We start from the raw sequence: 26233 nt of genomic DNA on the forward strand, positions 1-26233 counted from the left end.
CATAACTTTTACTCTCGCGTGCTACTTGTTAGCGTTTAATGCCTCCACGTCGATTGCCCGATCGTGGGCCTGCCAGGCCTTCCAAGCCGATACCAAAATGTCATGCACATCGTACTTAGCCTTCCAACCAAGCACTTCCGTAATCCGCGAGGCGTTGCCAATAAGCTGCGGCGGATCGCCGGCGCGGCGATCCAATTCGTCGGCCTCAAAGTTCAATCCAGTAACCTCGCGAAGACCGTCTACAATCTGGCGGACTGAAGTGCCCTTGCCGGTCCCCACGTTGAACGTGTGGTACTGCATCTTCGAGCCTGATTCCACGTAGTCGAGGGCGGAAAGGTGGGCATCCGCAAGATCCAAAATATGGATGTAGTCGCGGATGCAGGTGCCATCGGGAGTGTCGTAGTCCGTACCGAATATCTTTGGGTTATCCCCCTTGGCAAGCCTGTCCAAGAGCATCGGAACCAGGTTCAAAGTGGCGGGATCTTCCAGATCTTCCCAACCGGCACCGGCAACGTTGAAATAGCGCAGACCGATCCAACGCAACCCCCAGGCGCGCTCGCAGTCAGCCATCATCCACTCGCCTATGAGCTTCGTTTCGCCGTAGGGGTTGATGGGGTGCTTCTCAATGTCTTCGTCTACTACCTCTACCGGTGGCATACCGTATACTGCAGCAGAGGAAGAGAAGATCATCTGCCTGACCCCGGTGGCCTCCATGGCTTGCAACATGTTAGCCAGGCCGCCAATATTTTGCTGATAGTACCAGGTTGGCTTTTCTACTGACTCGCCCACCTGTTTGCGCGCGGCAAAGTGGATAACAGCACTAACCGATTCCTGCTCAATAGTCTGAATGAGTTTTTCGACAGCGCCTGCAGAAGCAATATCTAGCTCAACGAGCTTGGCGTCGCCAATGCGATCAGCTTTGCCGTAGGACAGGTCGTCTACAACCACTACGTCTTGCCCGCGCTGACGCAGCAACCTAACTACGTGAGCCCCAATGTATCCGGCTCCACCTGCAACTAAAATACTCATTTTACTTCCCTTTCTGCCCTAGGTCTGCGTCCAGCCTTTTGCCTTTTTCGATCGCAACTTCGCGCAAATTGTCTTGATATTTTTCCATCGCTCTGCGAATTCGAGCTGCCTCTTCCCCTTGCCCGGAACCAAGAATACGCGCCGCAAGTAACCCCGCGTTCTTAGCCCCTCCGACCGAGACAGTGGCCACCGGGACACCGCCCGGCATCTGCACGATCGACAGGAGGGAATCCATCCCGTCCAAGTACTTGAGAGGGACCGGAACGCCTATAACAGGAAGAGGGGTAACAGCTGCGAGCATTCCCGGCAAGTGGGCGGCCCCGCCGGCACCGGCAATAATCACGCTGTAGCCATTTGCAACTGCCTGCCTACCAAACGCAATCATGTCCGCAGGCATGCGGTGAGCCGATACGACCTTTGCGTCGTAGTCGATACCCAGGTCAGTCAGCTCCTGGGCTGCCGCCCTCATTGTGGGCCAATCTGAATCGGAGCCCATCACTATTGCAACCTTCACTCGGCTTCCTTTCCCTGAAGAATGTTTACGACCTTGCGTGCCCTGTGCGCGCACTCGCTGCTGTCAGGGCCAACCACGGTCACATGCCCCAGTTTACGGCCGGGGCGGACGCCTTTGCCGTAATAGTGCACCTTAGCCGCCGGATCTGCCGCGAGCGCTTGCGGGTATGCCTCACGCGGTTCCGAGAAATCTGACCCAAGTAGGTTTACCATCGCCGCTGCCCCGTTCACCGGCGAGGTATCGCCTAGGGGAAGGTCCAATACTGCCCGCAAGTGCTGTTCAAATTGCGAAGTGACGGCCCCTTCGATGGTCCAGTGTCCACTGTTGTGAGGGCGCATTGCCAGTTCGTTTACGTAGAGTTTTGCCTCGTCTGCCTGCCCTACCAAAAACATTTCCACGGCTAACACGCCGGTAACGTTGAGCTTAGAAGCTATCTTCTTGCCTAACTCGCATGCCCGGTCAGCAACCTTATCGGAGAGGTTAGGAGCCGGAGCTAACACCACAGAGCAGACCCCATCTTGTTGGATTGTTTCCGCCACTGGCCAGCAACGGACCTGCCCAGACGGGCGGCGAGCAAGCAGAACAGCTAGTTCCTTGTTGAATTTTACGGCCTCTTCTGCAAGCAAGGATTCGCCCTCGCCAAGGGCGGATAGCCATTCTTCGGCCTCGCCAAGCGAGTTGATCTTTAATACCCCTTTGCCGTCGTAACCTCCAGTGGGGGTTTTCAGAATCAACGGCAAACCAACTTTCTGTGCAAAGTCAGCTAGCTCACCCTTGGTGGACACTTCGGCCCAGCGCGGGTTGGGCGCCCCCAGAGCATCCATAACCTGGCGCATTTTTAGTTTATTTTGGGCGTATAGCAAGGCCTTCGGAGCTGGGCGGACAGGTATCGACAGTGTCTCTAAAAATTCGTTTGGCACATGCTCGTGCTCAAACGTCAGGACCTGAGCCCCCTGCGAAATTTCGGCGATCGCCTGCGTATCGGAGGCCTGCCCTACCGGAGAATCCGGAGTTACTTGCGCTGTAGCCGCCTCCTTCGATTCAACTAGAACCCGCAGATGAATTCCGAGGGCGTTGGCCGATTCTTGCATCATGCGGGCGAGTTGCCCGCCTCCTACTACTGCGACTATTGGTGCACTCACGTAACAATCCTATCTTTGGGAGGAGACTTTGCATTCACGTACCCTGGGTGCGTGCGACTTCTTACTTACCTAAACGGCCTAGATTTGGGGCAGATAACACGTTTTTGTATAACGGGAGTCCTTGCCTGGATAGTGGACACGGTCACCCTCAACGGGCTGTTGCACTGGGGCACGCCGCCGCTACTAGCAAAAGTGGGGGCGGCTATAATTGCCACAATTTTTTCGTGGGGGCTAAATCGCAACTGGGCATTTTCTTCCCCCAAAACAAAATCTCTTCGCCGAGAAGCGGCCCAATTCGCCCTCGCCAATATTCTGGGAATGCTGCCCCCGCTTGTGTGCCTGCTAGTAAGCCACTACGGCCTCGGTCTGATCTCGCCGCTGGCAGACACAATTTCGGCGAACGTTATAGGCCTTTTCTTCGGCACTATCTTGCGTTACGTACTTTATAAGCGAGTAGTTTTCAGGGATTTTAACTAAGAAGTTCTCGAAGGATAGACACAAATTGGGCTCCCCGAGCCGACCAAGTCCACTGCTCCATCTTCTTTGCTGGATATGACTGGGGATTGTGCTCCCACAGCTGCTTTATCCCCGTTTCCAAACCGGCCACAGACTTTTCGGTGATAACAACAGGAGCCCCATCTTCTGCCAGCCGCTTAGCACCGGGAACTGGAAATGTTACAACTGCGCTATTTTGACTCAGTGCTTCTAACAAAGTGGTTTGAAAGCCCTCAGACAGGCTAGTCGGATTTACCAAGATTCCCCCCCGCAATGCCGCCGGCACCTCTTTTGGCGCGATCGCGCCGAGCACCCGCAGATGCTCAGACTCATATTGGCGGAGCTGTTCGAGTTGAGGTCCGCCCCCAATAAGCGTCCCCCGAACAGGCATACCCTGCGCCACCAAACCATTCACTAAATAGACGAATTCACGCCATCCCTTTCCTGCCACGATGCGGCCAATAAAAAGTAACTTGTTCGGGTCGCGGCTGACAGGCGGACACGGGGAAGCATCGATGGCGTTGTAAAACAGTTGCGCACGCACACGCGAAAGTCGGTAGACAAAATCAGCAACGCTCTCGGACACCGCAAGCACTGCTGTTGCCGAACGCAAACTCGCCCGCCCCAAAGTCTGGTCAACAAGGTAAGCCGCAGTCGAAACAATACGAGAATTCGAAGAAACGTAATCTGATCCATGCTCGGTGTGAACCACCGGTATCTTCAAGCTCCTAGCGGCAACGTCACCCGCCCACGTCATAGGGAAAAAGCGCGTGTGCACCGAAACTACGTCTACTCCCTCGGTGGCAATATACCTGCGCAAAAACTGCACTACTGCGGGACTCGGAACCCCAAATACCCCACCAAAGCGGAAATGCTCCGGGAAGGTAAACACGCGCGCTCCGTCGCGACGTTCTTCTTTCCTATCCTGTCCCAAAGTCACAACTGTTACCCTGTGCCCGCTCGCAGTAAGGTAACGTACAAGCGCGTGCACGTGCAGTTCCACACCGCCAACTTTGGGCGGATAATTGTTTACCGAGAACAGGATGTGCATGTTGGTCCCTACCGACGCCAAGCCCTAGGAAAGTTTTGGAAAATCATATGAACACGCTCTTCTTCATAACCGATGCTGCTATTGGTGGGGCCGAAAAATTACTGGTGACGCTTGGGAAAGCTTGGCCCCACTCTTCGCGTCACACGCTTGTCATTCTAATGCAACCAGACGCCCTGTCAGATCAGCTGGAAGACGCATTCGACAAAGTCTACTACCTAAACTTTGACAAAAATTCGCGAAACCTTCTGGCAATGGTTCGTAACTTTTCGGCGATAGTGAAACGGGAATGCCCGGATGTGATCTGGTCCCACCTATTCCACGCGGACCTGGTCTCTCTACTCTCCCCAGCCAAAGGTGTGCGCATTTCCACAATGCATACTCACGGACTAGGACCTGCCGATCACCCGCTTACCCGCGCCATCGCAAAAGTTGTGGGAACTCTCTCATTCCGTTTTAGTGCGGTTGTCCCCTCTTCAGCAAGCGCACATATGCGCGAGTTTTTAGAGCACCTACACATGCGCCACGTCGTGGAACCAATACCGAACGGCACAGCTCTGCCAGCCCAGGCCACCTTCTCTAACTCCAAGACCTTCACAAATATTTCGCGAAACCACCCCGTCAAAGGGCACAAATACCTACTCCAAGCATTCTCGCGGATAGCTGCCCAAGTCCCCGACTGGAACTTGCGCCTAATTGGGCCCGACGTAATCCCAAACAAACTCACAATGCCTAACTCAGCATGTGAGCAACTACTTGCTAAAGGACGCATTAGCCTGGAGGGCCCCACCTTGGATCCCGCCCAGATACTCTCAGAGAGTGGAGCGCTGGTAATTTCTTCTGCATATGGGGAGGCCTTCCCTATAATCGGCACTGAGGCCGCCGGGTGCGGAGTGCCAGTAATATCTACAGATGTGGGCTCCTGCTCCGATTTTGTCGATGAAGATAAATTTTTAGTACCCCCACAAGATGTACCGGCACTAGCACAAGCATTGCTAGATTATGCCGAGCTAAGCCCTGCTGAGCGTGTGCAGCTATCCCAGAAAGCGCGCAAGCGGGCCGAAGCGAAATATTCGGGGCAGGCCGTAGCGGACAAATACTTCCATCTCTTCCAAAGGCTAGTTAAGTGAAACTTCGTAATTCCATCCTTAGCAAGACCCTACTCTCGTCCTATGGAATGGCAATCCAAGGGGTGGCCCGGTTCGGTTACACCTGGCTCATAGCGAACTTCATGGGCCCCGAGGAAGTAGGCGGAGTGAATACAGTCTTGTCACTGGCCGTATACGCTGCCTTATTTTGGCCCCAAGGAGCTGCGGTAGCGGCAGCCAACTACTTTTCGCAAACTGACCTCTACGAGTCCGGACGCCAGGTGCTAGTGCGCACTACCTCGATAGCTCTTTTAGCGAGTGCATTCATAGGGGCAATAATCGCACACATATTGCTCGGGAATGTGGCTACTACAATCTGCTCATTTTTACTCGTTGGCGCATACGGCGCCTACGTATTCACTCGGGGCTCATTGCTAGGAAAAGACCGCATCGATAGGGCTGCACTTTGGGACACGATTAGCTCAATAGCTGCAATAGGTTTGCTGGTTGCCGCTGTACTTGGCAAGCTACACTGGGCACTGTTGCTACCCCTCGCCCTCGGGTATGGGCTTTTCGCAGCCGTCAACTGGCCTCGTGCCGGCACAGTGGGCAGGTCCTTACCTAAGGCCGCCGTAGTTGGTTTCGTGCGCGATAACTCGCTAGCTGCCCTCGCCAATGGTGGATTACTACCAGCAACAATGGTCTTGGTGCGGGCATTCGATTCCGCCACTACTGCAGGCACTTTTGCCGTGGCAATTTCACTTGCTACTCCCGTAAATCTATTCTCCCAAGCGCTAAACCAAGTACTAGTTCCGCACCTCTCAAAAATCAAAGATCCAGCGGCCGCAAAAGCAGCCCAAAGACACCTCTTTTTTCTATCTGCCGCATTTTTGATCCCTTTGCACCTACTTCTAATAGCGGTATCCCCCTGGCTAGTTTCGCTATTTTTTGGGACAAGATATGCAGCCGGCACACTGCCAATGCAGATACTTTTGGCAATAGTAATGCTGATTTCGCTAACCTGCGTCCCATCAGCGTATCTAGTTACTACAGGCAGGCAAAAAATCTATGCCAAGATCTGCCTTGCTGCCTTTGCAATTGGCACAGTCTTGCTGGCTATTTTGTCGCCGCTACTCGGTCAATCCGGCTCGCTAATCGGTTACGCTGTGGGAGCGGGAGGAGGCGCCGTCGCCGTTATAGTGGGAGCCTTTCGCTCTGCCGCCGCATAAACAAAATTCAGCAGGTGCCCATTCGTTTTCCTCCAGATGAAAATAAAATAATCAGCGCCAGAGGCACGGTAATGGTAAGAAACGCAGAGTAACGAAACACTAGGGTGTGGGGCGAGGCAACTAGTAGGGTTGCCATGATTACTGCGGATGGCAACAGGCACACCAACACCGCCCGTTTCCTGTTCACGATAGCAGCAAGGCCAATTAGCAAGGCTGCCCACACCCAACTACCAGTGCCCTTTGTCTTCATAAGCAGTGGTATCCACGTAGCGCAGACCGCTTTGTCGAGTTTTTGAGGCAGCTGAGAATGATTTACTACGCCACGTCCGCGCAACATAGCTGTGTACCCGTGCTCAAAGTCTGTCTCGTTAGAAACTAGCGCTGTAAACGTAGATTGAGTCGTCTGCCCAACGTTCTTAGCCGACGCAGTCCAGTACGGATAGGTATGGTTTATATATCCTCTAGCAAAACTACGAGGACAGCTCAATGCCGAACTGACGAAGTGTTTTGGAAATTCATCTTTTGTTGTTTGCATATAATCCCATTGAAAATGGGGATTATATTTTACTCTATCGATTGTTACCGGATCATAAAATTGAGCCCATAGGTCTAGAGGGAAAATCTTGCTGTAGTAGTCTAAATCCTGCTGAGGTAGGCATTGCCTATTTACTTTCAGAGTGTAACCAATCATTTGCAAAGGCACTCCAACAGATTCCACATACTTGTGCGGACCTACATAGTATGAGGACCACACGCCTGGAATCGCTCCGATTACTAAAGCACTCACCCCGGCTACAACAGCAATTGTTCGACTCTTGCTCGCCCAGATTCCAACAAGCACAACAGCTACAAGCGCAAGGATTTTTCCGTTATTACGTGTGGCTGCAAGTCCTATTAGCACGGCTATATAGACCAAAGCGAAACCTGGTCGCCTAAAATCCACGCCTTTTCTAACCCATACACAAACCAGCAGTACGCTGAGCAAAACTAAGGCGAGGATGAACGGAGAGTCTTTTACTAGAGCGATAGCATAGTCTGCCACGACCGGGAAAAATGCTGCATAGGCTACAAACGCGCAAATAAATGCTGGTTTCACCCTCAGGACGTTCAACGTGTCGACTACGAACACCACACCGGCCGCCCAGAGCAGTATTTGCACTGCTGTGGCGAACGCCAATCCCCTTGCCTCAGAACCGAAAATCGCGGTTCCAGCTGAGCTAAGGCCCGTCAGGTACAGACCGTACCCCAGCGGATGTTGGTTCGAAACTCGCACCGGCCCCTCGTATATTGCCCACGTGTCATTCATTGCCACTGCTGGCCAAAAATGGGCGAATGGAACTATCCAAGAGCAGGTTAGTAACACAAAAGTACAAACATTTAGCCTTCGCCTTTGGAGCGGTGCAACTTTGGGGAGCTGTTTTGCTTTAGAGCCCCACACTAAGAACGCAAACGCCCCTGCTCCGAGCAGGAAGTACGTGAAAATTTTGAGGAAGTTTACCGCCGGCACGTCAGCATTGAGTTGTCGAGCGACACATATGCCGAACGCATTTATAGCTGCGAAAATAGCCCCAATTAACAGCGCATATAAAACCGTACGAACCTGACCAGTTATTTTTTGTGCTATGCGCATACTACTCCCCTCAACGACGCTCCACCCCAGCGCCTACTTCCTTTTAGAAAATAGGGCTGAATAACCTAGATAGTTACAGGTAGCTCCAACTGCCATAGCCAAAATTTTTGCGCCCGCTCTAAAAGCCACAATCGGCCCTACCCACCAGAGCGATAGAATATGCATGACTGCCCAAATAATTACCGATTGCACTACCATTCCGGTAAACAAAGTTAGTCCTGCAAACGAGAAAAAAGAACGCCAGGATGGAGTTTTTGCCTCAAAGACAAAGAAGTTGTTAACAAAGTACGAGACCACAATAGTAATGGTGGTAGACAATATGTTTGCCACAACTTCAGGTATGCCCAATAGAGACGAAAACGTCAGAAATAGCACGAAGTCTAAAAGAGAAGTGCCTACTCCTACAAAAAGGTACTTAATTAGCGAAGGAGAAATTTTCTTACTCAGCATGCCCAGGCGCCTCGTATTGCAGGTAGGCCAGGCGTGCCAGTTCCTGCCGCCCTCGTAAAACCCCACTTAGAGTCAGCCCCACCGTCACCGATAGACAAGCGATAATCCCGAGCCCTGAAGCCAACACGGCGCTGGGTAGGCGGGACACCAACCCGGTTAGCGCAAATTCCCAAATTACCGGCACTCCTATGGCCAGAGAGGCCACAGCTGCCACAAGTGCTACAAAACCGTAGGTAGCAAAGGGGCGCTCGTGCGAAAGTAAGCGCGCAATGGTTCCCAAGATCTTAAATCCATCGTGAAACGTGCGCAATTTGGAATCAGAGCCAGCAGGCCGATCCTTAAATCCGACCGCGTACTCGCCTTGGGGTACCCCTAAACGCATAGTGTGTACTGTCAGTTCTGTTTCAATTTCGAACTCCTGCGACAACGCGGGGAAAGATTTCACAAACCTACGCGAAAAGGCCCGGTAACCCGAGAGCATGTCGGTTACCGGCATTCCAAAGAGCCAAGAAACCAACCGGTTAAATATTCTGTTGCCTTGGGCATGCCCAGGCCTGTATGCCGAGGCTGCCGGGTTATCCTGCCGGCACCCCAGCACATGATCCAGCCCCTGTTCTTTCAGCATTGCTACCATCGCCGGAGCAGCACCAGCGTCGTAGGTATCGTCTCCGTCGATCATTAGATAAATGTCTGCATCAACGTCGGCGAAGGCGCGCCGCACTACGTTGCCTTTGCCTTGTCGGGGCTCAGTACGAACAATAGCTCCAGCCTTTGAGGCAACCGCAGCAGTATTGTCCGTCGAATTGTTGTCGTATACGTAGATGGTTGCCTCGGGCAGCGCAGCTGACATATCTGCCACCACGGTGCCAATTGCTGCCTCTTCGTTGTAGCAAGGAATTATTACTGCAATCTGGTCTCGCTTCCCCAAAGTGAACCTTTCTAAAACGCCTCGGCTACGTAGCTGGCTGCGAAAACTTACGCACTGATTATATTGGCACTCGCCCTGCCAGCTAGAACGCCACCGCGACGCAGCTTCACTCGCTCAATAACCGATCTTTTATTTTTGACTCCGCCACGGCCTGACAACTAGGCCGAATCGTTAGAACGGCGGCAGCAAAAGGTGCATAAAAAGCTAAGAAGGCTACGTATCTAAAGGGGAAAGCAACCGGCGACGCCACCAACAATGTGAGGTAAATCAACACCGCTGGCAAAACCACTAATACGCCCTCGGCAACGCACGATCTATAGAAGAAACCTACCAGTATGCCAAGCAACAGCCACATCCAGGTACCCGGGCCAGGCAAATACTTAGTGCCAATACTAAACCAGGCCTGCACCGGCGCATCCAGCGTCTTTGGTAATAGCGAATGGTTTGCTACTCCCTGGTCTTTCAAGCGCGCAACGATGGCAGCTGTAGCCCCTGACTTATTGGACACTAGGGAAGTAAACAGCGACTGCTCAGTTTTTCCAAGCGGCAACGTAAGCGGCGACCAGTAGGTGCGAGTATGGATCAGATACCCTTTAGCCGCCGCTGCAGGACATGATTTTACATAGTTCAAAAAGTGACGTGGGAAGTCTTTTTTCGTTTCTTGCAAGAATTTCTTGTCAAAATCTGGCGAATCCTTGGTGGCGTCTACCGATTGAGCCCAATAAACATCTGCCCATTTTTGCGGTGGCATAATACGCGCAAAGTAGCGCTGCGTGGAAACTGGAATGCAGTCTCGATGAGCCCACTGGCCGTAGCCAATCATTTGCAGCGGCATAGAAACTGATTCCACGTATTTATGTTCGCCCACATAGTGCTTAGACACCTGCGAGGGTAGGCAAGCGACAACCAGAGCTAGCAGTGTTACCGTCACCGCTCGAAAGCGGAACTTTCCACTGATGACAAATATGACGACTAAAAGCACAGCCACAACCGCTAGCCCATTATTTCGCATGGCCCCAACGAATACCAGGTCCAAGAAGAATGCCACGGCAAAATACACACTATTAAAGGCTCGCCCCCGGCTGTGCCATATTCGAATTAAGAACGGCGCAAGTCCAGCGAGCGCAATAACGAACGGGGAATCCTTAACGAGGGCGATAGCGTAGTCGCCCACGAGCGGCATCAGCGCCATGTAACCAACGAAAGCCCCCCAGACCACTCGAGGAGCACCCAGCCAATCTAGCGTGTCGGCCATGAATGCAACCACCGCGGCACAGAGACACATCTGCACTAATGCGGTGAAAGCGAGTCCGTGCGAATAAGTGCCCAGCAAGAATTTCCCAACGTCAGTGAGGCCTCGCAGGTAAATCCCATATGCCAGCGGGTGCTGATTAGACGCACCCACCGGATCAGCAATTATCCACCACGAATCGTTCATCGATACTGCAGGCCACAGGTGGGCCAATAGAATCCCCCAACACGCTAGCGGTACAAAAAAGGCGCTTGCGCGCCATTTCCAACTCCGAGAGGGAGAAGTTTTGGCAAATCGATTCGAGAGCGCGGCAATTAGCGCAAATACGGCTCCTGAAACAACGAACACTGCCACAAGGCGCAATGCAGAGCCCCCTCCCCAAGGCAGTTCCTTGTCGCGGGGAACCAGCTGCGTCGCAAGGTCGGCAAACGTAGTGGCCAATCCGAACCCAAAGGCCCACACAAGTAAAGAAGATCTTCTTGCCTTCAGCGGTGCAGAAAGGGCATTGCCTTTATCCATTTTTCTCCATTCTGAAAGGAGGAAGGTGCCTGCGCCGGGACATAAAATCCTACAACTATATAGTCAGAAACGGCGCCGCCGACGGCCCATCGAGACCATAGCACCTTGTGGCATAACTTTGTCGGGATCTAAAGACGTGGGCAGCGCAGAAAGCGAAATGGTAAACACCGGGGGGCGCCTCTGCGTCAACTCGATCCGCCCCCCGTCCGCTTGTACCAATTCGCGGGCTAAGGCGAGCCCAATCCCCGATGAGCCGTGCCCAGATACTCCTTTTTCGAAAATTCTTGGCGCCAGTTCATCTGCCACCCCCTCGCCCTCGTCACTGACTTCAATGAAAACGGACCTGGACGATTTCCCCCTGCGGGTGGACACGCTTACTTTGCCAGCCCCATAACGCAGGGAATTCTCGATTAGCGTGGCAAGAGCTTGCGAAAGGTTACCCGGTGTTGCCAGCACAACCCGCTTTGCCTGATCTGCAAAAGCGAGTTCACGCCCAGCCGCTTCAAAAGCGGGCTGCCACTCCCCGCTCTGCTGGGCAAAAATAGGCTCTAGTTTTACTGCCTGAGTTGTTCCCCCACTGCGCCGCTGAGACGAGAGCAAATCAGTTACTACCTGGGTCAGCCGCTCCACTTGCTCCAAACAGGCACCTGCCTCTTTGCGCACCTCCTCGTCGTCGGAAATCAATTCGATTTCCTCGATCCGCATAGACAGAGCGGTAAGCGGAGTACGCAGCTGATGGGAGGCATCGGCGGCAAACTGTTGTTCCGCTGCAAGGCGACCAGCTATGCGCTCAGATGTGTGAGCCAGTTCCTGGGCAACTAGATCAATCTCTTCGATACCCGAAGGCTTCATGCGGGCGCGCACCTGCCCCTGGCCGACCTGCTCGGCCTGCGCAGCCAAATATATGAGCGGAGCCGACAGCCTCCTAGAAGAACGCAATGCCAAAATCGAGGCCACCGCGAGCGCTACTCCCGAAAGGAGCACTACCAGCAACACCAGGATCGCGGCCTGCCCAATAGTTGGCCATGCGGAGGTTTCGATGGAAACCGTATTGCCGTTGGAGGAAACGGTAGATACCGCTAGCGACGGCCAGGAAGGACGTTTACCAGCCTCGGTTACAGCCGCGTCCGGCCCGTATACACGAATCCAGGTTGAAGGGCCAGCTCCCCAATACCTGAGATTGGTTCCGTCCATCGAATTGCCGGCCCCAACGGTATGATCGGTAAGCCTAGCTATAGAAGTCGCCTTGTCGTTGAGTGAAGCCGTTGTGGAGGTCCAAACGTAGACCGACCCCAAGAAGGCGAGCGGCAACCCCAGCAATAAGACGCCGGCAGTTGCCGCCCACAAAGACATCAAAAGCGCACGGCGGCGCACCTATGCCTCTTTTTCGAAGCGGAACCCCATGCCCCGCACCGTGGTGATGTAGCGGGGGCGGGCAGCATCGTCGCCTAGCTTGCGCCGCAGCCACGATACGTGCATGTCCAATGTTTTAGTGGAATCAGTTGGATCAGAAGACCAAACCTCACGCATTAGTGTCTCGCGTTCAACCACGTTTCCGGCCTCGCGAACCAGTACGCGCAACAGCTCGAATTCTTTGGCGGTAAGTTGCAGCTCCACATCGCCGCGGAAGGCGCGGTGAGCAGCAACATCGATGCGGATATCCTGAGCCTCCAGGTACCCATCGGTAGCTTCGCTACCCGCCCTACGTAGGAGCGCGCGAACCCTAGCCAGCAGCTCGGCCAAGCGGAATGGCTTTGTCACATAATCGTCAGATCCCGCGTCGAGGCCAACCACCATGTCGACCTCGTCAGTACGAGCCGTAAGAATCATAATCGGAACCGAGGAGCCCCCGGCCCGAATCTGCCGTGCCACGTCTAGACCGTCAATGTCAGGCAACCCCAGGTCTAGCACCACCAGGTCAGTTCCAGCTAGATCGGCCAAGGCGCCTTTGCCAGTACCGTGTGCAGACACCGTATACCCCTCGCGCCCTAGTGCACGCGCAAGCGGCTCAGAAATTGCTGGGTCGTCTTCAACAAGTAAAACTCTAGTCACGGCTCAATCGTAACGCACCGGGGCAAAAAATTGTTATTGAGCCACAAATACGTTTACTATCTGAATATTTAACATTTACTAGAACTTGACTATTCCCCCGGTGTGAGACCAGGTACCTACAGATTAGCCAAATATTTTTCCCAGTCGAAGGAATATGGAACCACCGTACCCACCCCGCGCAAATCAGCAGGATCAGCCTTTTTGATTAACCCAGAATCGAAGTCGCTCAATTCATACAGCATCTGCGCAGTAGCCTCGTCCAGAAAAATTGCTTTAGTAGGCGCAATGTCTACCAGACGCGAGGCCAAATTCACTGGCGGACCAAATATATCCCCGGAGCGAGATACCACCCGCCCGCAAACTATCGAGGCCCGCACAGGTAACAGCTCGGCGGAAGTAACCAGCGAGTGCACCAGCTTCGAGGCAATCGCAAGTCCAGTTTGCAAATCGTCACACACCCACAACACAGCGTCGCCAATAGTCTTTACTACCCTGCCACCATTGCGTGTTACTACGTCGCGGCAGCGAAACTCAAAACCTTCTACTAGATCCGCCAACGCCTCTGCACCCAGGCCAGCGGACCGGCGAGTATAGGCAACCATGTCGACAAACCCCATAGTGCGCCGCAAGGGATAGGTATCGGCAGTCATGTCTTCCATGCCCCGCTGCCCGACCTCGTCGTCAATGTGGGTGAGCAGCGCAGCCAACTGGCGCCTCCAAGCGTAGCGAACTTGCTTTTCCAAGATGCCCGTGAACTGATCTATACGGTCTAGCAGCAACAGTCGGGCAGTTGTGTCGTCTAGGTCGTACTGGCTAACCAAGTCTTGTACGATGGCCTCGGTCTGCCACAGCACCAAACGGTCCATCGTGTGCGACTGGGCCCGTATAAGAGAAGTTGCCGAACGCGTCTTGAGCCCCAGCTCAGTCATAAGAGATAGCCACGACTTCAGGGAAGCCAGGTCGAGTTCGGTGAACATGTCCTCGTCAGACTTCAGATCGGGAAACCCCATGGCCCGCCAAAATCGCTCCGCGTAGGCTACCTCGCATCCTGCCGCCTGAGCGAGCTCTTTCAGGTTCATTGTGGGTCTACCACCGATAAGCAGATTTCTGGCTGTATCGATGGTGGCTCCTGAAAATGAGCTCGCTGATTCCCGCGCCTGGGTCAATTCCCTTACCTTCCAGTAGACGATATCGCCTAGTTCACACTACCCGTTTTTGGCAGGCGACGCGCCGCCACTTATGAAGTGTCCATAAAATGAAGGTATGGATCTAATTCTCGCTTCCCAATCCCCCGCCCGCCTGAAGACTCTGCAAAACGCGGGTCTCTCGCCGCATGTACAGGTAGCAAACGTTGACGAGGAGGCCCTACTGGAGGCAGACAAAGATAAGACCCCTGCAGAGCGGGTTCAGCACCTGGCCCGTGCCAAGGCGCAAAAAATCGCAGCGAGCACTAACTACCAGCATCCCACCTGCATCGTTGGCTGCGACTCGATGCTGCTAATCGAGGGTGCCCTAGTAGGCAAGCCCCACACCCCAGAAGAAGCTACAAAACGTTGGAAAAAGATGCGCGGAGGTTCTGGCAACCTCCTCACCGGGCATTTCCTAATGGTGGGCACATCGAAAAATTGGGCTAGCCGCGGCGCAACCTGCGCAACCACAGTAAATTTTGCAGATCTATCCGACGCCGAAATCGAGGCCTACGTAAAAACCGGGGAGCCCCTAGAGGTAGCCGGCGCCTTCACCGTAGATTCTTTGGGTGGCCCCTTCGTTACCTCTATCGAGGGCGACTACCACAGCGTAGTGGGCATTTCCTTGCCTCTGCTGCGCAAAATGTACACCGAATTGGGCGGTTTTTGGCCGGACTTATGGGCTTAGTTGTTGCGCCTGCGCGCTGGCACATAGTCGCGTTCGGTTGGGCCCACATACACTTGCCGCGGCCTCGCTATACGCGGTTTGGACTGATAAAGCATTTCGCGGAACTGGGCTATCCAGCCAGGCAATCTACCCAGAGCAAACAGCGGGGTGAACATTTTGGTTGGGAATCCCATCGCCGAATAGGTTATACCCGTATAGAAATCGACGTTGGGGTATAGCTTGCGCTCTTTGAAATACTCGTCCTCGAGCGCCACCCCTTCTAGCTCCATCGCAATTTCCAAGAGGTCGTTGGATTGGCCCATCGAGTTGAGCACGTCGTGGGTCAGCTCCTTTACAATTGCCGCCCGTGGGTCGTAATTTTTGTACACTCGATGGCCAAACCCCATCAGGCGTACTCCGTCTTCTTTGTTCTTTACCTTCTTTACGAATTCGGAAACCGACATCCCCTCGTCCCGAATCTGCCTCAGCATGCGCAAAACTGCTTCGTTCGCGCCCCCGTGAAGCGGGCCGGACAATGCGCCAATCCCCGAGGACACAGCTGCGTAGGTATTAGCGTGAGCGGACCCCACCACCCGCACAGTAGAAGTAGAACAGTTCTGCTCGTGGTCCGCGTGCAAAATAAACAAGGTGTCGAGCGCCCGCACAATGGCGGGGTCAATGTCGTAGGACTGATACGGCAAGGCGAACGTAAGCCTTAAAAAATCCTCGGTATAGGATTTGTCCGAAGTGGGATACAGCAAGGGCAAACCCGCTGCCCGCTTAGCGATATAGGCGATCATGGTTGGCACTTTCGCCAGCAGCAAGACAGTTTGTAAGTCTTGTTTTTCAGGATCTAACGGGTTGATAGTGTCCTCGTAATACGTGGCCAGCCCAGCAATGCCCGCCTGCAAAATAGCCATCGGATGGCCGTCGTGCGGAAAAGCAGTAAAGAAAGCCTTGAAATCCTCGTGCAGGAGCCTGTGCCGCATGATGCGCTCAATAAACTGCGCATACTGCCCAAGTGTGGGTAGCTCCCCATATATCAACAGGTAGGCAGTTTCTAAAAAGGTAGATTGCTTAGCCAGCTGCTCAATTGGATAGCCCCTGTAACGGAGGATTCCGTTTCGCCCATCGATATAAGTTATTTCAGATTCGCATGAGGCCGTGTTGGAAAATCCCGAATCGAGCGTTACCCGGCCGGTTTCACCTAGCACCTGCGAGATATCAATTCCGGCAGAACCCGCAGTGGATTCCACTAGGGGAAGTTCCAGTTTCTTCCCATCTACCTGCAGCGTTGCACTGTAGTTTGGCTCGCCCATTGCGCCCCCTACCTGGTAGACCTCGGGCGCGAAAGCGCCAAAAGAGGTAAATCTTCAGCGGAGGATTACCGCTTCTTTACCAAGTCTATACTCAGCGGCGGCAATACGCTCATCACTTGCGGTCAAGGACATGCGCACATGGGTTTCATCACCGTAAAAAGTACCGGGAGCTACAAGTATCCCAAGTTTTGCTAAAGCCTCAGTAATTTTCCATGCATCAGCTCCCGGAGCAGAAAGCCACAAATAGAGGCCAGCTACCGACTCCGGGTCGTGAGAAAGCCCTACCTCAGCAGTAGCGGCAAGCAACTTGTTGCGCCTGCGCAAATATGTTTCGCGCTGGAGGGCGACGTGTTCCGTGTCAGCAAGGACCGCACACATAACCTGCTGTATTGGGCCGGGCACCATAGCTCCGCAATGCTTGCGAATTCCCAACACCGTTTGCACTAGCTTTGGATCGCCAGCCATGAATGCCGCCCTGTAACCCGCCAAATTCGACTGCTTCGAAAGTGAGTACACCGACAGCAGGCCTGTAGTGTCGCGGTCGCAAACCCTATCTTCCAAAATAGAGGGGGCCTCAGAGCCATCCCACACGAGTTCTGCATAGCATTCATCACTCACTACAATCGCTCCGTGATGGCGAGCCCACCGCACTATCTTGCGCAACTGCTCGACCGAATACACCCTCCCGTCAGGGTTCGAGGGCGAATTGAGCCACACCATCTGCGCGCTAGGCCAAGTACTAGGGTCAGGCCCCACCGCCACGGGCGTTGCCCCCGTAACCCGAGCGCCGACCTCGTACGTTGGGTATGCCACCTTGGGGCGCAGCACCCTGTCGCCTGCCCGCAGTCCCAGATAAAAGGGCAGCCCCGCGACTAGCTCCTTGGACCCTACCGTGGGAATAACCCCCGTAGCAGTAACCGCACTGGCGCCGCGGCGGATCCTATACCACTCGGCAATTTGTTCGCGCAGCTTAGGCAGCCCCTCAACTGGCGGGTAACCGGGACAGTCGTAGGCACCTACAAGCGCCTGCCGAACAAACGAGGGGACAGGATCGATGGGGGTACCAATCGAAAGATCTACAATGCCACCCGCGTGGCGGCCAGCCAATTCTTTTACCGAAACCAGTGTGTCCCAAGGGAATACTGGCAATTCTAGAGCGCGAGGCAACATGTTACGCCTGCGGGGGAAGCTCAGCAATCATTGGATCATCATAATCTACCGGCCCTACTGCGGCGGCCCCACCTGGCGAGCCCAGGTCTTTCAAGTTAAAGAACTCGACGTTCGCACGATAGTAGTCAGACCATTCCTCGGGAAGATCGTCCTCGTAGAAAATAGCTTCAGTGGGGCAAACGGGCTCACAGGCCCCACAGTCAACGCACTCATCAGGATGAATGTACAAAGTGCGGGCGCCCTCGTATATACAATCCACCGGGCATTCGTCCACACAGGCGCGGTCCTTCACATCCACACACGGTTGAGCGATGACATAAGTCATGAATACACCTTCCTGGTTCTTCCGCTTTCCAAGCGTCTAAACTAGTATGTCCCACGATGGAGAAAAAAGCTTATTCATGTGAGAGCCCTAACCCTCCAGCCCTCCCGTGGCTTGCCTGGAACGAGGGCGAGCGAGTGGTGCTGCGCTACCGCAAAGAGGATGGTTTTTACGACGCCCTCGGCGAAGTAGTGCAGGTGGAGACCGATTTTGTGGACATCATGACCCGCAAAGGCAAAGTGCGAGTACCCGCAGAAAAAATGGTGACGGGAAAGAAAGTTCCGCCTCGGCGCTGGTAGCGAATTAACTAGCGGGCGAGGCGGAAAAAGTTACTCTAGCCTTCCGTATTTAGGCGGGATGTATCCGCAACCCAGGGTTGCGCACGCGTTGAGGCATAGTCCCCAGTGCCTTGCGCAACAGGGGCACAAAATCAGCCTGGCGATCGTCCCGACGCACTACCACGCGCAGCACGCGTTTGGGAGCGGGGGCGGCAAAACGCCTAAAGCGCATATCCTGGCTAGCCTCGTCAGCCCCGGATACCGCCAGTGCCGGCAGCAGGGCCGGCCCCACTCCGGAACGCACCATCTGCCGCAAAGTTTCCACAGAATTCACGTGGTAGTCTTTGCGCTCACTCGCCCCAACCTCAGAGCAGAGTACGAGCGTCTGCTCGCGTAGACAGTGGCCATCGCCCAGCAACAACAACTCGGAACCCTTCAGCTCACGCGCATCGATAGGACCGTACGAGCGAGCCAGCCGGTGGTCGGTAGGCAGAGCCAGCACGAAATACTCGTCAAGCACCGGAAACTGCGCCAATGAATCGTCAAAGTTGTCGTCTGCCAAGATAGCCACATCGATAGTTTCCTCCTGTAGCTCTTTCACAAGCACAGGCGACTTCTGATCGTAGACCAACACGTGTATATCGGGAGCCACCTTGCGCAGTTGCGGCAGTAGGTAAGGCAACAAATACGGAGACAAGGTGGGAAATACGCCCAACCGAATCTCGCGATGGGAAGGATCCTTCCCATTGGCAAGCGACTTTATTCGGTCGACTATCGAGAAAATTTCAAGGGCTTCAATTACTACCTTCTGCCCCAACTCAGTGAGCTGAGCCCCCTGAGTTGAGCGCACTACGAGCTTGGCGCCCAGTTCATCTTCAAAACGCCTAATTTGGGTTGAAATAGACGGCTGGGCTACCCCTAGTGCGTTGGCCGCGGAGCGGAAGGAGCCCTGCTGGGACAGAGCCACTAAATATTGTAGAGACCTAAGATTCAACAGGACTCCTTCTGCCTAATTGCGGATGGAATGATCAAAAGAGCCGAGGGCTGCCCTCGCGCCTTCGCCCATAGCTACTACGATTTGCTTGCGTGGCACCGTGGTGCAGTCACCCGCTGCGAATACGCCCTCCATAGAGGTCGCATTCTGCTCGTCGATTACGATCTGACCGCGCTCGAGTTCCAGGGTACCCTCGAGCCAGTCGGTGCTAGGAACCAAACCAATTTGCACAAATACGCCCTGCACATCGAGCGTTTCTTCGATTCCGTCGTGGGATACCACGAGGCCGGAAACCGAGTCAGTACCCTTAATTTCCTTCGAAGAGGCAGAGGTAAGCACCCGGGTGTTCGAAAGTGAATTCAGTTTGTCGATCAGTACCTGGTCAGCGCCCAAGTGATCCATGAGCTCAACCACCGTTACGTGACTAGCAAGTCCCGCCAGATCGATAGCCGCCTCTATGGCAGAGTTGCCCCCGCCAATGACAGCCACACGCTTACCCGTAAACAGCGGTCCATCACAATGCGGGCAGAAGGTGACGCCCTTGTTGCGCAGTTCCTGTTCACCCGGCATGCCCGTAGTGCGGTAGCGGGCTCCGGTAGCCAAGATTACGGATTTACCAGAAAGCTTTCCCCCTCCGGCAAACTCGACGACTAAGTTGCCATCTTCTCGTAAGAGCTTCTGGGCACGCAGGGACTCCATCAGCTCAACCCCGTTTGAGGTCATATTCTGGCGCAGCTGGGCTGCTAGCTCAGGCCCCTCCGTCTTAGTTACCGAGATCAAATTCTCGATACCAGCGGTATCGTTTACCTGCCCGCCGACGCGCTCGGCAGCAACGCCCACTTTTAGTCCCTTACGCGCTGAGTAGATGGCCGCCGCAGCTCCGGCTGGGCCTCCGCCAACTATAAGCACGTCGAAAGGTGGTTTGGCACTGAGCTTTTCCGCTGTCCGCTCGGCTGCACCGGTGTCGAGCTTAGCCAAAATTTCGCTCATGCTCATGCGCCCCTGGCCAAACGGCTCGCCATTTAGGTACACGCTTGGGACTGTTTTTATTCCCTTGGCGTCTACCTCCTCGCGAAAAGCTCCTCCCTCGACCGCAGTGTGCTTGACGTTAGGGTTTAGCACCGCCATAGCGTTTAGTGCCTGCACCACGTCCGGACAGTTTTGACAGGTGAGGGACATGTAGGTCACGAACTCGAAGTTACCTTCAAGCCGGGTTACCCCTTCAATGACCTCGGGATCAGCTTTTACAGGATGGCCTCCCACCTGCAGGAGAGCCAAAACGAAGCTAGAAAACTCGTGGCCCATGGGCAGGCCCGCAAAGCGCACCGACTCGGCCTCGCCTTTTTGGCGAATACCGAAAGACGGAGTGCGCTCTGCGGGAGCTTCCACGACTGAAATTAGTGGAGAGAGCTCACTAACCTGCCCGAGCATTTCGCGCATCTGACCCGACCGCGAAGAATCGTCTAGGGAGGCCACAAATTCGACGGGATTGGCGATCATGCCAACTACGCCAGCGACCTGATCTAGAACCTTTTTTTCGAGCATCAGAGCTTGCCAGTCAGATCAAAGCTAGGAGTGAGGGTTTCCTCGCCCTCTTCCCACTTTGCGGGGCAGACCTCGCCCGGGTGGTTGTAAATGTACTGAGCGGCCTTGACCTTGCGCACCAATTCGGTGGCGTTACGGCCAATGCCCTCGGCGGAAGTTTCTAGGTACTGGATTACACCGTTGGGATCGATCACGAAGGTAGAGCGGTGAGCGCACCCTTCCTGCTCATCTAGCGATTCAAATGCCCTGGCCACTTCGCCGGTGGGATCCCCAACCATGGGGAACTTGATCTTGCCGATGCGCTCGGAAGTTTCGTGCCAAGCCTTGTGAGTGTAGTGCTTATCGGTCGAGAAGGAGTACACCTCGACGCCGAGTGAGCTCAACTCGTCGTAGTTTTCGGCCATATCTTCGAGTTCGGTCGGGCATACGAAGGTGAAATCGGCCGGGTAGAAGAAGATGATTGCCCATTTGCCCTTGTAGTCGTCGGACGATACGTCAACGAATTCACCGTTGTGGTAGGCGGTACCCTTCCACTCGGGAGCCTTGGTGTTAATAAGAGACAAGATAAACTCCTTAGATCGCATTTGCGGTATTCGCAACTGACAGCTCTACTGTAACGAGACCTATCACCGCCCGCCAGCGTTAAACACTTTACCTATAACGTGGCTATTGTCGCCTTTCGCCCGCCCAATACAACACGAGGGCGGCATTGCCGCCCTCGTTAGTAACAGATCAACTACTTATTTTCCCGACGTGCCCTAGCGGCAATCTTGAAACGCTCCTGGGCATTCAGCACCACCTTGCGGATGCGAATTGCCTCGGGGGTGACCTCGACGCATTCATCTTCGGCGGCAAATTCCAAAGATTCCTCGAGCGTCAGAGTGCGCGGAGGCACCAGCCCCTCGAAAGAATCCGCACTCACCGCACGCATGTTGGTCTTTTCTTTTTCCTTGCAGATATTGACGTCCATGTCTTCATTACGAGCATTCTCGCCAACTACCTGCCCCTCATATACCTCGGAGCCCGGCTGCACCATGAAGGAACCCCGCTCCTGCAATTTGATCATCGCATACGGGATGGCTTTGCCGGCCCTATCAGACACAAGCGAGCCAGTCAGACGACGTTCTATGTGGCCATGCCACGGTTCGTAGGGGGCCGAAATGGAATAGGCAATACCGGTACCACGGGTCTCGGTCAGGAACTTGGTGCGGAATCCGATCAAACCGCGCGCCGGCACTACGTATTCGAGCCGGATCCAACCGGTGCCGTGGTTTGCCATGGAATCCATCCGCCCCTTGCGGGCTGCCATAAGCTGGGTGACCGCTCCCAGGTGCTCTTCGGGAATGTCGATGGTCATATTTTCCATGGGCTCGTACCGCTTGCCATCAATTTCCTTGGTGACTACCTGCGGTTTGCCAACCGTTAATTCGTAGCCTTCGCGGCGCATCTGCTCGACCAAAATCGCGAGGGCGAGTTCGCCGCGCCCTTGCACCTCCCAGGTATCGGGGCGCTGGGTAGGCAAAACGCGAAGCGAGACGTTGCCTATGAGTTCCCGGTCTAAACGATCTTTTACCTGCCTGGCTGTAACCTTGGCGCCCTTTACGCGGCCGGCCATGGGCGAAGTATTAATCCCGATAGTCAGCGAGATCGCCGGATCGTCCACCTTGATGAGCGGCAGCGGCCGCGGATCCTCTAAGTCCACTAGGGACTCGCCAATAGTGATGTCGGGAATGCCCGCAATGGCAACAATGTCACCCGCGTGGGCCTCTTCAACAGGAATTCGGTCCAACGCTTCGGTAGCCAGCAGTTCAGCTATGTGCTCGCGTTGCATAGTACCGTCGTGGCGCACCCAACCAACGGTGGCCCCCTTTTTCAAGGTCCCATTATGAATGCGCAACAGCGCCAACCTGCCTAGGTAAGGCGACGCGTCCAGGTTCGTCACGTGGGCCTGCAGCGGGGCCTCCGGATCGTAGGAGGGTCCAGGAATACGCTTGATAATCGTTTCGAATAGCGGCTCTAAGTTCGAATCGGGAAGCTCACCGGGAGCGGGCTGGTTGAGAGAAGACTTACCTGCCTTTGCGGAAGCGTAGACCACCGGCACATCCAAAAGGGCATCCACGTCTATATCCGCGCCGTCGTTTACCAAGTCGTCGGCTAGGTTCAACAGGAGGTCCATGGTTTCCTCGCGCACCTCGTCGATGCGCTGGTCGGGGCGATCCACCTTGTTGATTACCACGATCACGGGCAGCCCGGCCTCTAGTGCCTTGCGCAACACGAAGCGGGTCTGAGGCAACGGGCCTTCCGAAGCATCTACCAGCAGCACTACCCCGTCAACCATGGAAAGGCCGCGTTCAACCTCGCCGCCAAAATCAGCGTGTCCGGGGGTGTCAATTACGTTGATCACTACCTCGTCGCAGCCAGAGTGCTTGACCGCGGGCCCTGAGTAGCGCACAGCCGTGTTCTTCGCGAGGATCGTGATGCCCTTTTCGCGTTCCAGATCCCCCGAGTCCATAATGCGCTCGCCACGACTTTCGACCGTGTCGTGCTCGCCGAAGGCACCAGACTGCCAGAGCATGGCGTCTACCAGCGTAGTTTTGCCATGATCGACGTGGGCAACGATTGCGACGTTTCGAAGGTCTTGGCGAATTGCCATATTGCTCCTTAAGGCTCTTAGCGGCCAATCTGACCATTTAAAATGGTACGTCTAGCTCATTAGGATTCCCGCCCCAGGCGAGGCGGTATTGATCACGATTGGGGCTTTTCAGAGGCCTCCTCGTCAGGTTCGGGGCCGCGGTGGCGGCCATGGCCCTGGCTGCGCGCACGCTCGGCCTTCTCTTCCTCACTCAAGCGCACCCCGTAGGCAGGGGCCCCCTGCGGCTGCTGCTCCCGTTGGGATTCGTTGGCAGGCGCGGAAGTGAGCGGACGGTTCTGCCTTTGCAGCTGGTTCCCGGGCGCGCCAGCAAGTGCCTGCCTTGCCCGAGCCGCATCCGAGAGAGCAAGCACCGAGAAGCGCGAAGCAGCAACCGAGGTTACAGACGTGTAATCCTGACGTCGTTTTTTACCAGCCATAGCGTGCACTGCAACGTTGATAAGACCAAACAGTAAGGTTATTACGCCTGCGGTTATAACGATTACGGCTCCGCCAAAATCGGGGTTGATGAAAGCACTCAACAAGCCGAGCATCACCCCCCACCAAAGCCCATTGAGGGCGCCGCGAGCAAAAGCCTTCCCAGCGGTAGCACGCCCTGTGACCCGTTCAACCATTACCAGATCAGTGCCGACGATAGTGAGCGTATGCACGGGATAGTCCGCCTCAGCCAGCGCATCTACGGCAGTTTGGGCCTCAGCATAAGTTCTAAATGAAGCCACCTCAGTTCCGGTAGGCGCAGGTGCCTTGCCAACTGGTGAAGTAAAGTTTAGTGGTGTAGACATATTATTGATATTGCCAGAAAACTGCCGCCGGCGCGCTTGCTAGCCATGATTTCGCCAACTGGAGGTCCCCATGCACCACAATACGAAAACGGTAAAGAGTGTTGGTGGGCGCGTATTCGTAGCCAAACTCGCAGGCACCTCCGTGTTCGATCCGGTAGGTGACGCCATTGGCAAGGTCTCTGACGTGGTTGTCATGATGCGCTACACCGGCAACCACAGGGCAATAGGTCTAGTTGTCGAGGTCGGTTCCCTGCGTCGCGTCTTTATGCCACTTACCCGCGTTACCTCGATTAAACCGGGCGCAGTTATTACTACGGGCATGCTGAATCTGCGGCGTTTTTCCCAACGACCTGTCGAATCGCTCGTGGTTGGCGAAGTTCTGGGGCGCCTAGTCACGTTCCGCGATGGGTCCGGAAAGGGACGCATCGCCGATCTAGCTATAGAGCAGGACCAAAACTCTGATTGGTACATCTCGAAAGTTTACGTAGAGCGAGGCCGGCCCGGAACCTTCGGTTTTAAACGTACCGGCGGAGAAGCACTGGTTGATCCCAACCAGATTACCGGCATGCGCGTAAATATGATTCCCGCCGACACCTCACACCTACTGGCTACCTACGAGGGGCTGCGAGCGGCAGATTTGGCCGACGCGCTCCACGATCTCCCCGACGATCGCCGTCTGGAAGTGGCTGCCGAGCTACCTGACGAACGGCTAGCTGACGTTCTAGAAGAACTGGGCGAGGAGGACCGCGTTTCGATCGTGGCCCACCTAGCTGCCCCCCGGGCCGCAGACGTGCTAGACGAAATGCAGCCTGACGACGCGGCCGACCTCGTACAAGAATTACCTGACAATAAGGCCAGCCAGCTGCTGGAATTGATGGAGCCCGAAGAGGCCGAGGACGTACGCCGCTTGCTTGCCTATGGCGAGCACACCGCGGGTGGCCTGATGACTACAGAGCCCGTGATCTTGCCCCCTGACGCCAATGTGGCCACCTTGCTGGCACACGTTCGCAAGGTAGATGTGCCCCCCGCCCTCGCCGCACTTGTCTGCGTTGTGCGCCCCCCGCTGGAAACTCCCACGGGCCGATTTTTGGGCATCGTACACATCCAACGAGCCCTAAGGGAGCCCCCCCAAACGCTACTGGGGTCAATCCTGGACGGGGACCTAGACGGGGTGGATGCCTCGGTGGGCATCGGCACCATAACCAGGCTACTGGCAACCTACAATCTAACTGCCTTGCCGGTGGTAGATGCCGACGGGCACCTACTAGGAGCTGTTTCAGTAGACGACGTACTAGACGAACTTCTGCCTGACGATTGGCGCGAAGCCGACGAGCAGATAACTGACCAGTCAATGGATAGGGAGCATTCTGATGAATGAGCGCCTAGATACCCCCTCAAAATCGGGGAGCCGCTTCGGACGCTTTATGAACCGCTCCAGACGACGATCTTCCGGCGGCGAAAACGAGACCTTTGGGCGCGCTGCCGAGGCCATAGCCAGATTTTTCGGCACCCCCAAATTCCTGCTGTGGATGACCATCTTCGTAGGAGCCTGGATTATCTCGAATGTGGTTTTGGCCCGGGTGCACGGCGCCTCCCCTTTCGATCCGTACCCGTTCATTTTGCTGAACTTAGCCTTTTCAACCCAGGCCTCCTATTCGGCCCCCCTCTTGCTACTTGCTCAAAACAGGCAAGATGATCGCGACCGAGTCCTTGCCGAACAAGATAGGCGCCGGGCAGAGCGCTCGCTTTCAGATACGGAATACCTAACGCGCGAAATTGCTTCGTTGCGCATCGCGATGAACGATGTTGCCACGCGCGATTTCGTCCGTTCCGAAATACGCGATTTGTTAGAAGAACTGCGCCCTACGGCCTCCGATGGGGCCAGCTCAGATTCGCCAAAGGCATAACCTTCTGCCGTCCACCAAACCTAACCCAATACGATT

Annotated in this window: 26 protein-coding genes; 7 read left to right on the forward strand and 19 right to left on the reverse strand. The window is 54.9% G+C overall.

Annotated features, from left to right (window positions below):
* Nucleotides 1–21 precede the first annotated feature (21 nt).
* Genes galE through G437_RS0102280 form a run of 3 tightly spaced genes read right to left on the reverse strand, consistent with a single transcriptional unit; the run spans nt 22 to nt 2685 of the window.
* The gene (gene galE / locus G437_RS0102270) at nt 22–1029 is read right to left on the reverse strand and encodes a UDP-glucose 4-epimerase GalE (RefSeq protein WP_024330978.1); all 1008 of its coding nucleotides are present in this window, start codon (nt 1027–1029) and stop codon (nt 22–24) included.
* 1 nt (nt 1030) lies between these two features.
* A complete protein-coding gene (gene purE, locus G437_RS0102275; protein WP_024330979.1) occupies nt 1031–1543 on the reverse strand; it encodes a 5-(carboxyamino)imidazole ribonucleotide mutase in 513 nt (170 codons plus the stop codon).
* Nucleotides 1540–2685, reverse strand: coding sequence for a 5-(carboxyamino)imidazole ribonucleotide synthase (locus tag G437_RS0102280; RefSeq protein WP_024330980.1), 1146 nt, complete (start codon nt 2683–2685; stop codon nt 1540–1542). Before G437_RS0102280 ends, purE begins: the two co-directional genes overlap by 4 nt.
* 51 nt (nt 2686–2736) lie before the next feature.
* On the opposite strand from G437_RS0102280, the gene G437_RS0102285 reads away from it, so the two are divergent.
* Nucleotides 2737–3162, forward strand: a complete 426-nt coding sequence (locus G437_RS0102285; RefSeq protein WP_024330981.1) for a GtrA family protein — start codon at nt 2737–2739, stop codon at nt 3160–3162.
* On the opposite strand, the gene G437_RS0102290 is transcribed toward G437_RS0102285, so the two are convergent.
* Entirely contained in the window at nt 3155–4231 is a 1077-nt protein-coding gene (locus tag G437_RS0102290; RefSeq protein ID WP_024330982.1) for a glycosyltransferase family 4 protein, read from the reverse strand. The genes G437_RS0102285 and G437_RS0102290 overlap by 8 nt on opposite strands.
* Before the next feature lie 47 nt (nt 4232–4278).
* Between G437_RS0102290 and G437_RS0102295 the strand changes: the two genes are divergently transcribed.
* Both G437_RS0102295 and G437_RS0102300 read left to right on the forward strand, forming a co-directional pair.
* Nucleotides 4279–5358 (forward strand): glycosyltransferase, encoded by a 1080-nt coding sequence (locus tag G437_RS0102295; RefSeq protein WP_024330983.1) that lies wholly within the window; start codon nt 4279–4281, stop codon nt 5356–5358.
* A complete protein-coding gene (locus tag G437_RS0102300; RefSeq protein ID WP_024330984.1) occupies nt 5355–6545 on the forward strand; it encodes a lipopolysaccharide biosynthesis protein in 1191 nt (396 codons plus the stop codon). Before G437_RS0102295 ends, G437_RS0102300 begins: the two co-directional genes overlap by 4 nt.
* Nucleotides 6546–6552: 7 nt before the next feature.
* Here the strand turns inward: G437_RS0102300 and G437_RS0102305 are convergent, their stop codons facing one another.
* The 7 genes from G437_RS0102305 to G437_RS0102335 form a co-directional block, all read right to left on the reverse strand.
* Entirely contained in the window at nt 6553–8175 is a 1623-nt protein-coding gene (locus tag G437_RS0102305) for a DUF6020 family protein (RefSeq protein ID WP_024330985.1), read from the reverse strand.
* Nucleotides 8176–8208: 33 nt separating this feature from the next.
* Complete coding sequence (locus G437_RS0102310; protein ID WP_024330986.1) at nt 8209–8625, reverse strand: GtrA family protein; 417 nt, start codon at nt 8623–8625, stop codon at nt 8209–8211.
* Entirely contained in the window at nt 8615–9553 is a 939-nt protein-coding gene (locus tag G437_RS0102315) for a glycosyltransferase (RefSeq protein WP_024330987.1), read from the reverse strand. The genes G437_RS0102310 and G437_RS0102315 overlap by 11 nt, the downstream gene beginning before the upstream one ends.
* A 106-nt stretch (nt 9554–9659) precedes the next feature.
* Entirely contained in the window at nt 9660–11324 is a 1665-nt protein-coding gene (locus tag G437_RS0102320; RefSeq protein ID WP_024330988.1) for a DUF6020 family protein, read from the reverse strand.
* Nucleotides 11325–11387: 63 nt separating this feature from the next.
* Nucleotides 11388–12698 carry a sensor histidine kinase gene (locus tag G437_RS0102325; RefSeq protein WP_024330989.1) on the reverse strand — a complete coding sequence of 437 codons (1311 nt, stop codon included), beginning with the start codon at nt 12696–12698 and terminating at the stop codon, nt 11388–11390.
* Nucleotides 12699–13376: a response regulator transcription factor gene (locus G437_RS0102330; RefSeq protein ID WP_024330990.1), complete on the reverse strand. Its 678-nt coding sequence runs from the start codon at nt 13374–13376 to the stop codon at nt 12699–12701.
* A 116-nt stretch (nt 13377–13492) separates the two neighbouring features.
* Nucleotides 13493–14455 carry an adenylate/guanylate cyclase domain-containing protein gene (locus tag G437_RS0102335; protein WP_051141864.1) on the reverse strand — a complete coding sequence of 321 codons (963 nt, stop codon included), beginning with the start codon at nt 14453–14455 and terminating at the stop codon, nt 13493–13495.
* Between the two features lie 184 nt (nt 14456–14639).
* On the opposite strand from G437_RS0102335, the gene G437_RS0102340 reads away from it, so the two are divergent.
* Entirely contained in the window at nt 14640–15251 is a 612-nt protein-coding gene (locus G437_RS0102340) for a Maf family protein (RefSeq protein WP_024330992.1), read from the forward strand.
* On the opposite strand, the gene G437_RS0102345 is transcribed toward G437_RS0102340, so the two are convergent.
* The 3 genes from G437_RS0102345 to fdxA are packed head-to-tail and all read right to left on the reverse strand — an operon-like array spanning nt 15248 to nt 18044.
* Nucleotides 15248–16549, reverse strand: coding sequence for a citrate synthase (locus G437_RS0102345; protein WP_024330993.1), 1302 nt, complete (start codon nt 16547–16549; stop codon nt 15248–15250). The genes G437_RS0102340 and G437_RS0102345 overlap by 4 nt on opposite strands.
* Before the next feature lie 54 nt (nt 16550–16603).
* Nucleotides 16604–17719 carry a succinyldiaminopimelate transaminase gene (gene dapC / locus G437_RS0102350; RefSeq protein WP_024330994.1) on the reverse strand — a complete coding sequence of 372 codons (1116 nt, stop codon included), beginning with the start codon at nt 17717–17719 and terminating at the stop codon, nt 16604–16606.
* A 1-nt stretch (nt 17720) separates the two neighbouring features.
* The gene (fdxA, locus tag G437_RS10460) at nt 17721–18044 is read right to left on the reverse strand and encodes a ferredoxin (RefSeq protein ID WP_034490146.1); all 324 of its coding nucleotides are present in this window, start codon (nt 18042–18044) and stop codon (nt 17721–17723) included.
* A 56-nt stretch (nt 18045–18100) separates the two neighbouring features.
* On the opposite strand from fdxA, the gene G437_RS10855 reads away from it, so the two are divergent.
* Entirely contained in the window at nt 18101–18340 is a 240-nt protein-coding gene (locus G437_RS10855; RefSeq protein WP_024330996.1) for a putative acetyltransferase, read from the forward strand.
* Nucleotides 18341–18389: 49 nt separating this feature from the next.
* Here the strand turns inward: G437_RS10855 and G437_RS0102365 are convergent, their stop codons facing one another.
* The 5 genes from G437_RS0102365 to G437_RS10465 form a co-directional block, all read right to left on the reverse strand.
* Entirely contained in the window at nt 18390–19313 is a 924-nt protein-coding gene (locus tag G437_RS0102365) for a LysR substrate-binding domain-containing protein (protein ID WP_024330997.1), read from the reverse strand.
* Between the two features lie 15 nt (nt 19314–19328).
* Nucleotides 19329–20858: an alkyl hydroperoxide reductase subunit F gene (gene ahpF, locus G437_RS0102370; RefSeq protein WP_024330998.1), complete on the reverse strand. Its 1530-nt coding sequence runs from the start codon at nt 20856–20858 to the stop codon at nt 19329–19331.
* Nucleotides 20858–21421, reverse strand: coding sequence for an alkyl hydroperoxide reductase subunit C (ahpC, locus tag G437_RS0102375; RefSeq protein ID WP_024330999.1), 564 nt, complete (start codon nt 21419–21421; stop codon nt 20858–20860). The genes ahpF and ahpC overlap by 1 nt, the downstream gene beginning before the upstream one ends.
* Before the next feature lie 173 nt (nt 21422–21594).
* Complete coding sequence (gene typA / locus G437_RS0102380) at nt 21595–23511, reverse strand: translational GTPase TypA (RefSeq protein ID WP_024331000.1); 1917 nt, start codon at nt 23509–23511, stop codon at nt 21595–21597.
* Nucleotides 23512–23603: 92 nt separating this feature from the next.
* The gene (locus tag G437_RS10465) at nt 23604–24290 is read right to left on the reverse strand and encodes a YflT domain-containing protein (RefSeq protein ID WP_024331001.1); all 687 of its coding nucleotides are present in this window, start codon (nt 24288–24290) and stop codon (nt 23604–23606) included.
* 70 nt (nt 24291–24360) lie between these two features.
* Here G437_RS10465 and G437_RS0102390 point away from each other — a divergent pair, with 70 nt between their 5' ends.
* Nucleotides 24361–25668: a magnesium transporter MgtE N-terminal domain-containing protein gene (locus G437_RS0102390; protein WP_024331002.1), complete on the forward strand. Its 1308-nt coding sequence runs from the start codon at nt 24361–24363 to the stop codon at nt 25666–25668.
* Nucleotides 25661–26197: a DUF1003 domain-containing protein gene (locus tag G437_RS0102395; RefSeq protein WP_024331003.1), complete on the forward strand. Its 537-nt coding sequence runs from the start codon at nt 25661–25663 to the stop codon at nt 26195–26197. The genes G437_RS0102390 and G437_RS0102395 overlap by 8 nt, the downstream gene beginning before the upstream one ends.
* The last annotated feature ends 36 nt before the right edge of the window (nt 26198–26233 follow it).

Origin of the sequence: Winkia neuii subsp. neuii DSM 8576 (genome assembly GCF_000420405.1) — a bacterium.
Classification (GTDB): domain Bacteria; phylum Actinomycetota; class Actinomycetes; order Actinomycetales; family Actinomycetaceae; genus Winkia; species Winkia neuii.

Coding starts and splice junctions, on each gene's coding strand:
- galE (WP_024330978.1), bottom strand. CDS start 1,029: ATGAGTATTTTAGTTGCAGGTGGAGCCGGATACATTGGGGCTCACGTA.
- G437_RS0102290 (WP_024330982.1), bottom strand. CDS start 4,231: ATGCACATCCTGTTCTCGGTAAACAATTATCCGCCCAAAGTTGGCGGT.
- G437_RS0102295 (WP_024330983.1), top strand. CDS start 4,279: ATGAACACGCTCTTCTTCATAACCGATGCTGCTATTGGTGGGGCCGAA.
- G437_RS0102305 (WP_024330985.1), bottom strand. CDS start 8,175: ATGCGCATAGCACAAAAAATAACTGGTCAGGTTCGTACGGTTTTATAT.
- G437_RS0102310 (WP_024330986.1), bottom strand. CDS start 8,625: ATGCTGAGTAAGAAAATTTCTCCTTCGCTAATTAAGTACCTTTTTGTA.
- G437_RS0102320 (WP_024330988.1), bottom strand. CDS start 11,324: ATGGATAAAGGCAATGCCCTTTCTGCACCGCTGAAGGCAAGAAGATCT.
- G437_RS0102335 (WP_051141864.1), bottom strand. CDS start 14,455: ATGAACCTGAAAGAGCTCGCTCAGGCGGCAGGATGCGAGGTAGCCTAC.
- G437_RS0102340 (WP_024330992.1), top strand. CDS start 14,640: ATGGATCTAATTCTCGCTTCCCAATCCCCCGCCCGCCTGAAGACTCTG.
- G437_RS0102345 (WP_024330993.1), bottom strand. CDS start 16,549: ATGGGCGAGCCAAACTACAGTGCAACGCTGCAGGTAGATGGGAAGAAA.
- dapC (WP_024330994.1), bottom strand. CDS start 17,719: ATGTTGCCTCGCGCTCTAGAATTGCCAGTATTCCCTTGGGACACACTG.
- fdxA (WP_034490146.1), bottom strand. CDS start 18,044: ATGACTTATGTCATCGCTCAACCGTGTGTGGATGTGAAGGACCGCGCC.
- G437_RS10855 (WP_024330996.1), top strand. CDS start 18,101: ATGGAGAAAAAAGCTTATTCATGTGAGAGCCCTAACCCTCCAGCCCTC.
- ahpF (WP_024330998.1), bottom strand. CDS start 20,858: ATGCTCGAAAAAAAGGTTCTAGATCAGGTCGCTGGCGTAGTTGGCATG.
- typA (WP_024331000.1), bottom strand. CDS start 23,511: ATGGCAATTCGCCAAGACCTTCGAAACGTCGCAATCGTTGCCCACGTC.
- G437_RS10465 (WP_024331001.1), bottom strand. CDS start 24,290: ATGTCTACACCACTAAACTTTACTTCACCAGTTGGCAAGGCACCTGCG.
- G437_RS0102390 (WP_024331002.1), top strand. CDS start 24,361: ATGCACCACAATACGAAAACGGTAAAGAGTGTTGGTGGGCGCGTATTC.
- G437_RS0102395 (WP_024331003.1), top strand. CDS start 25,661: ATGAATGAGCGCCTAGATACCCCCTCAAAATCGGGGAGCCGCTTCGGA.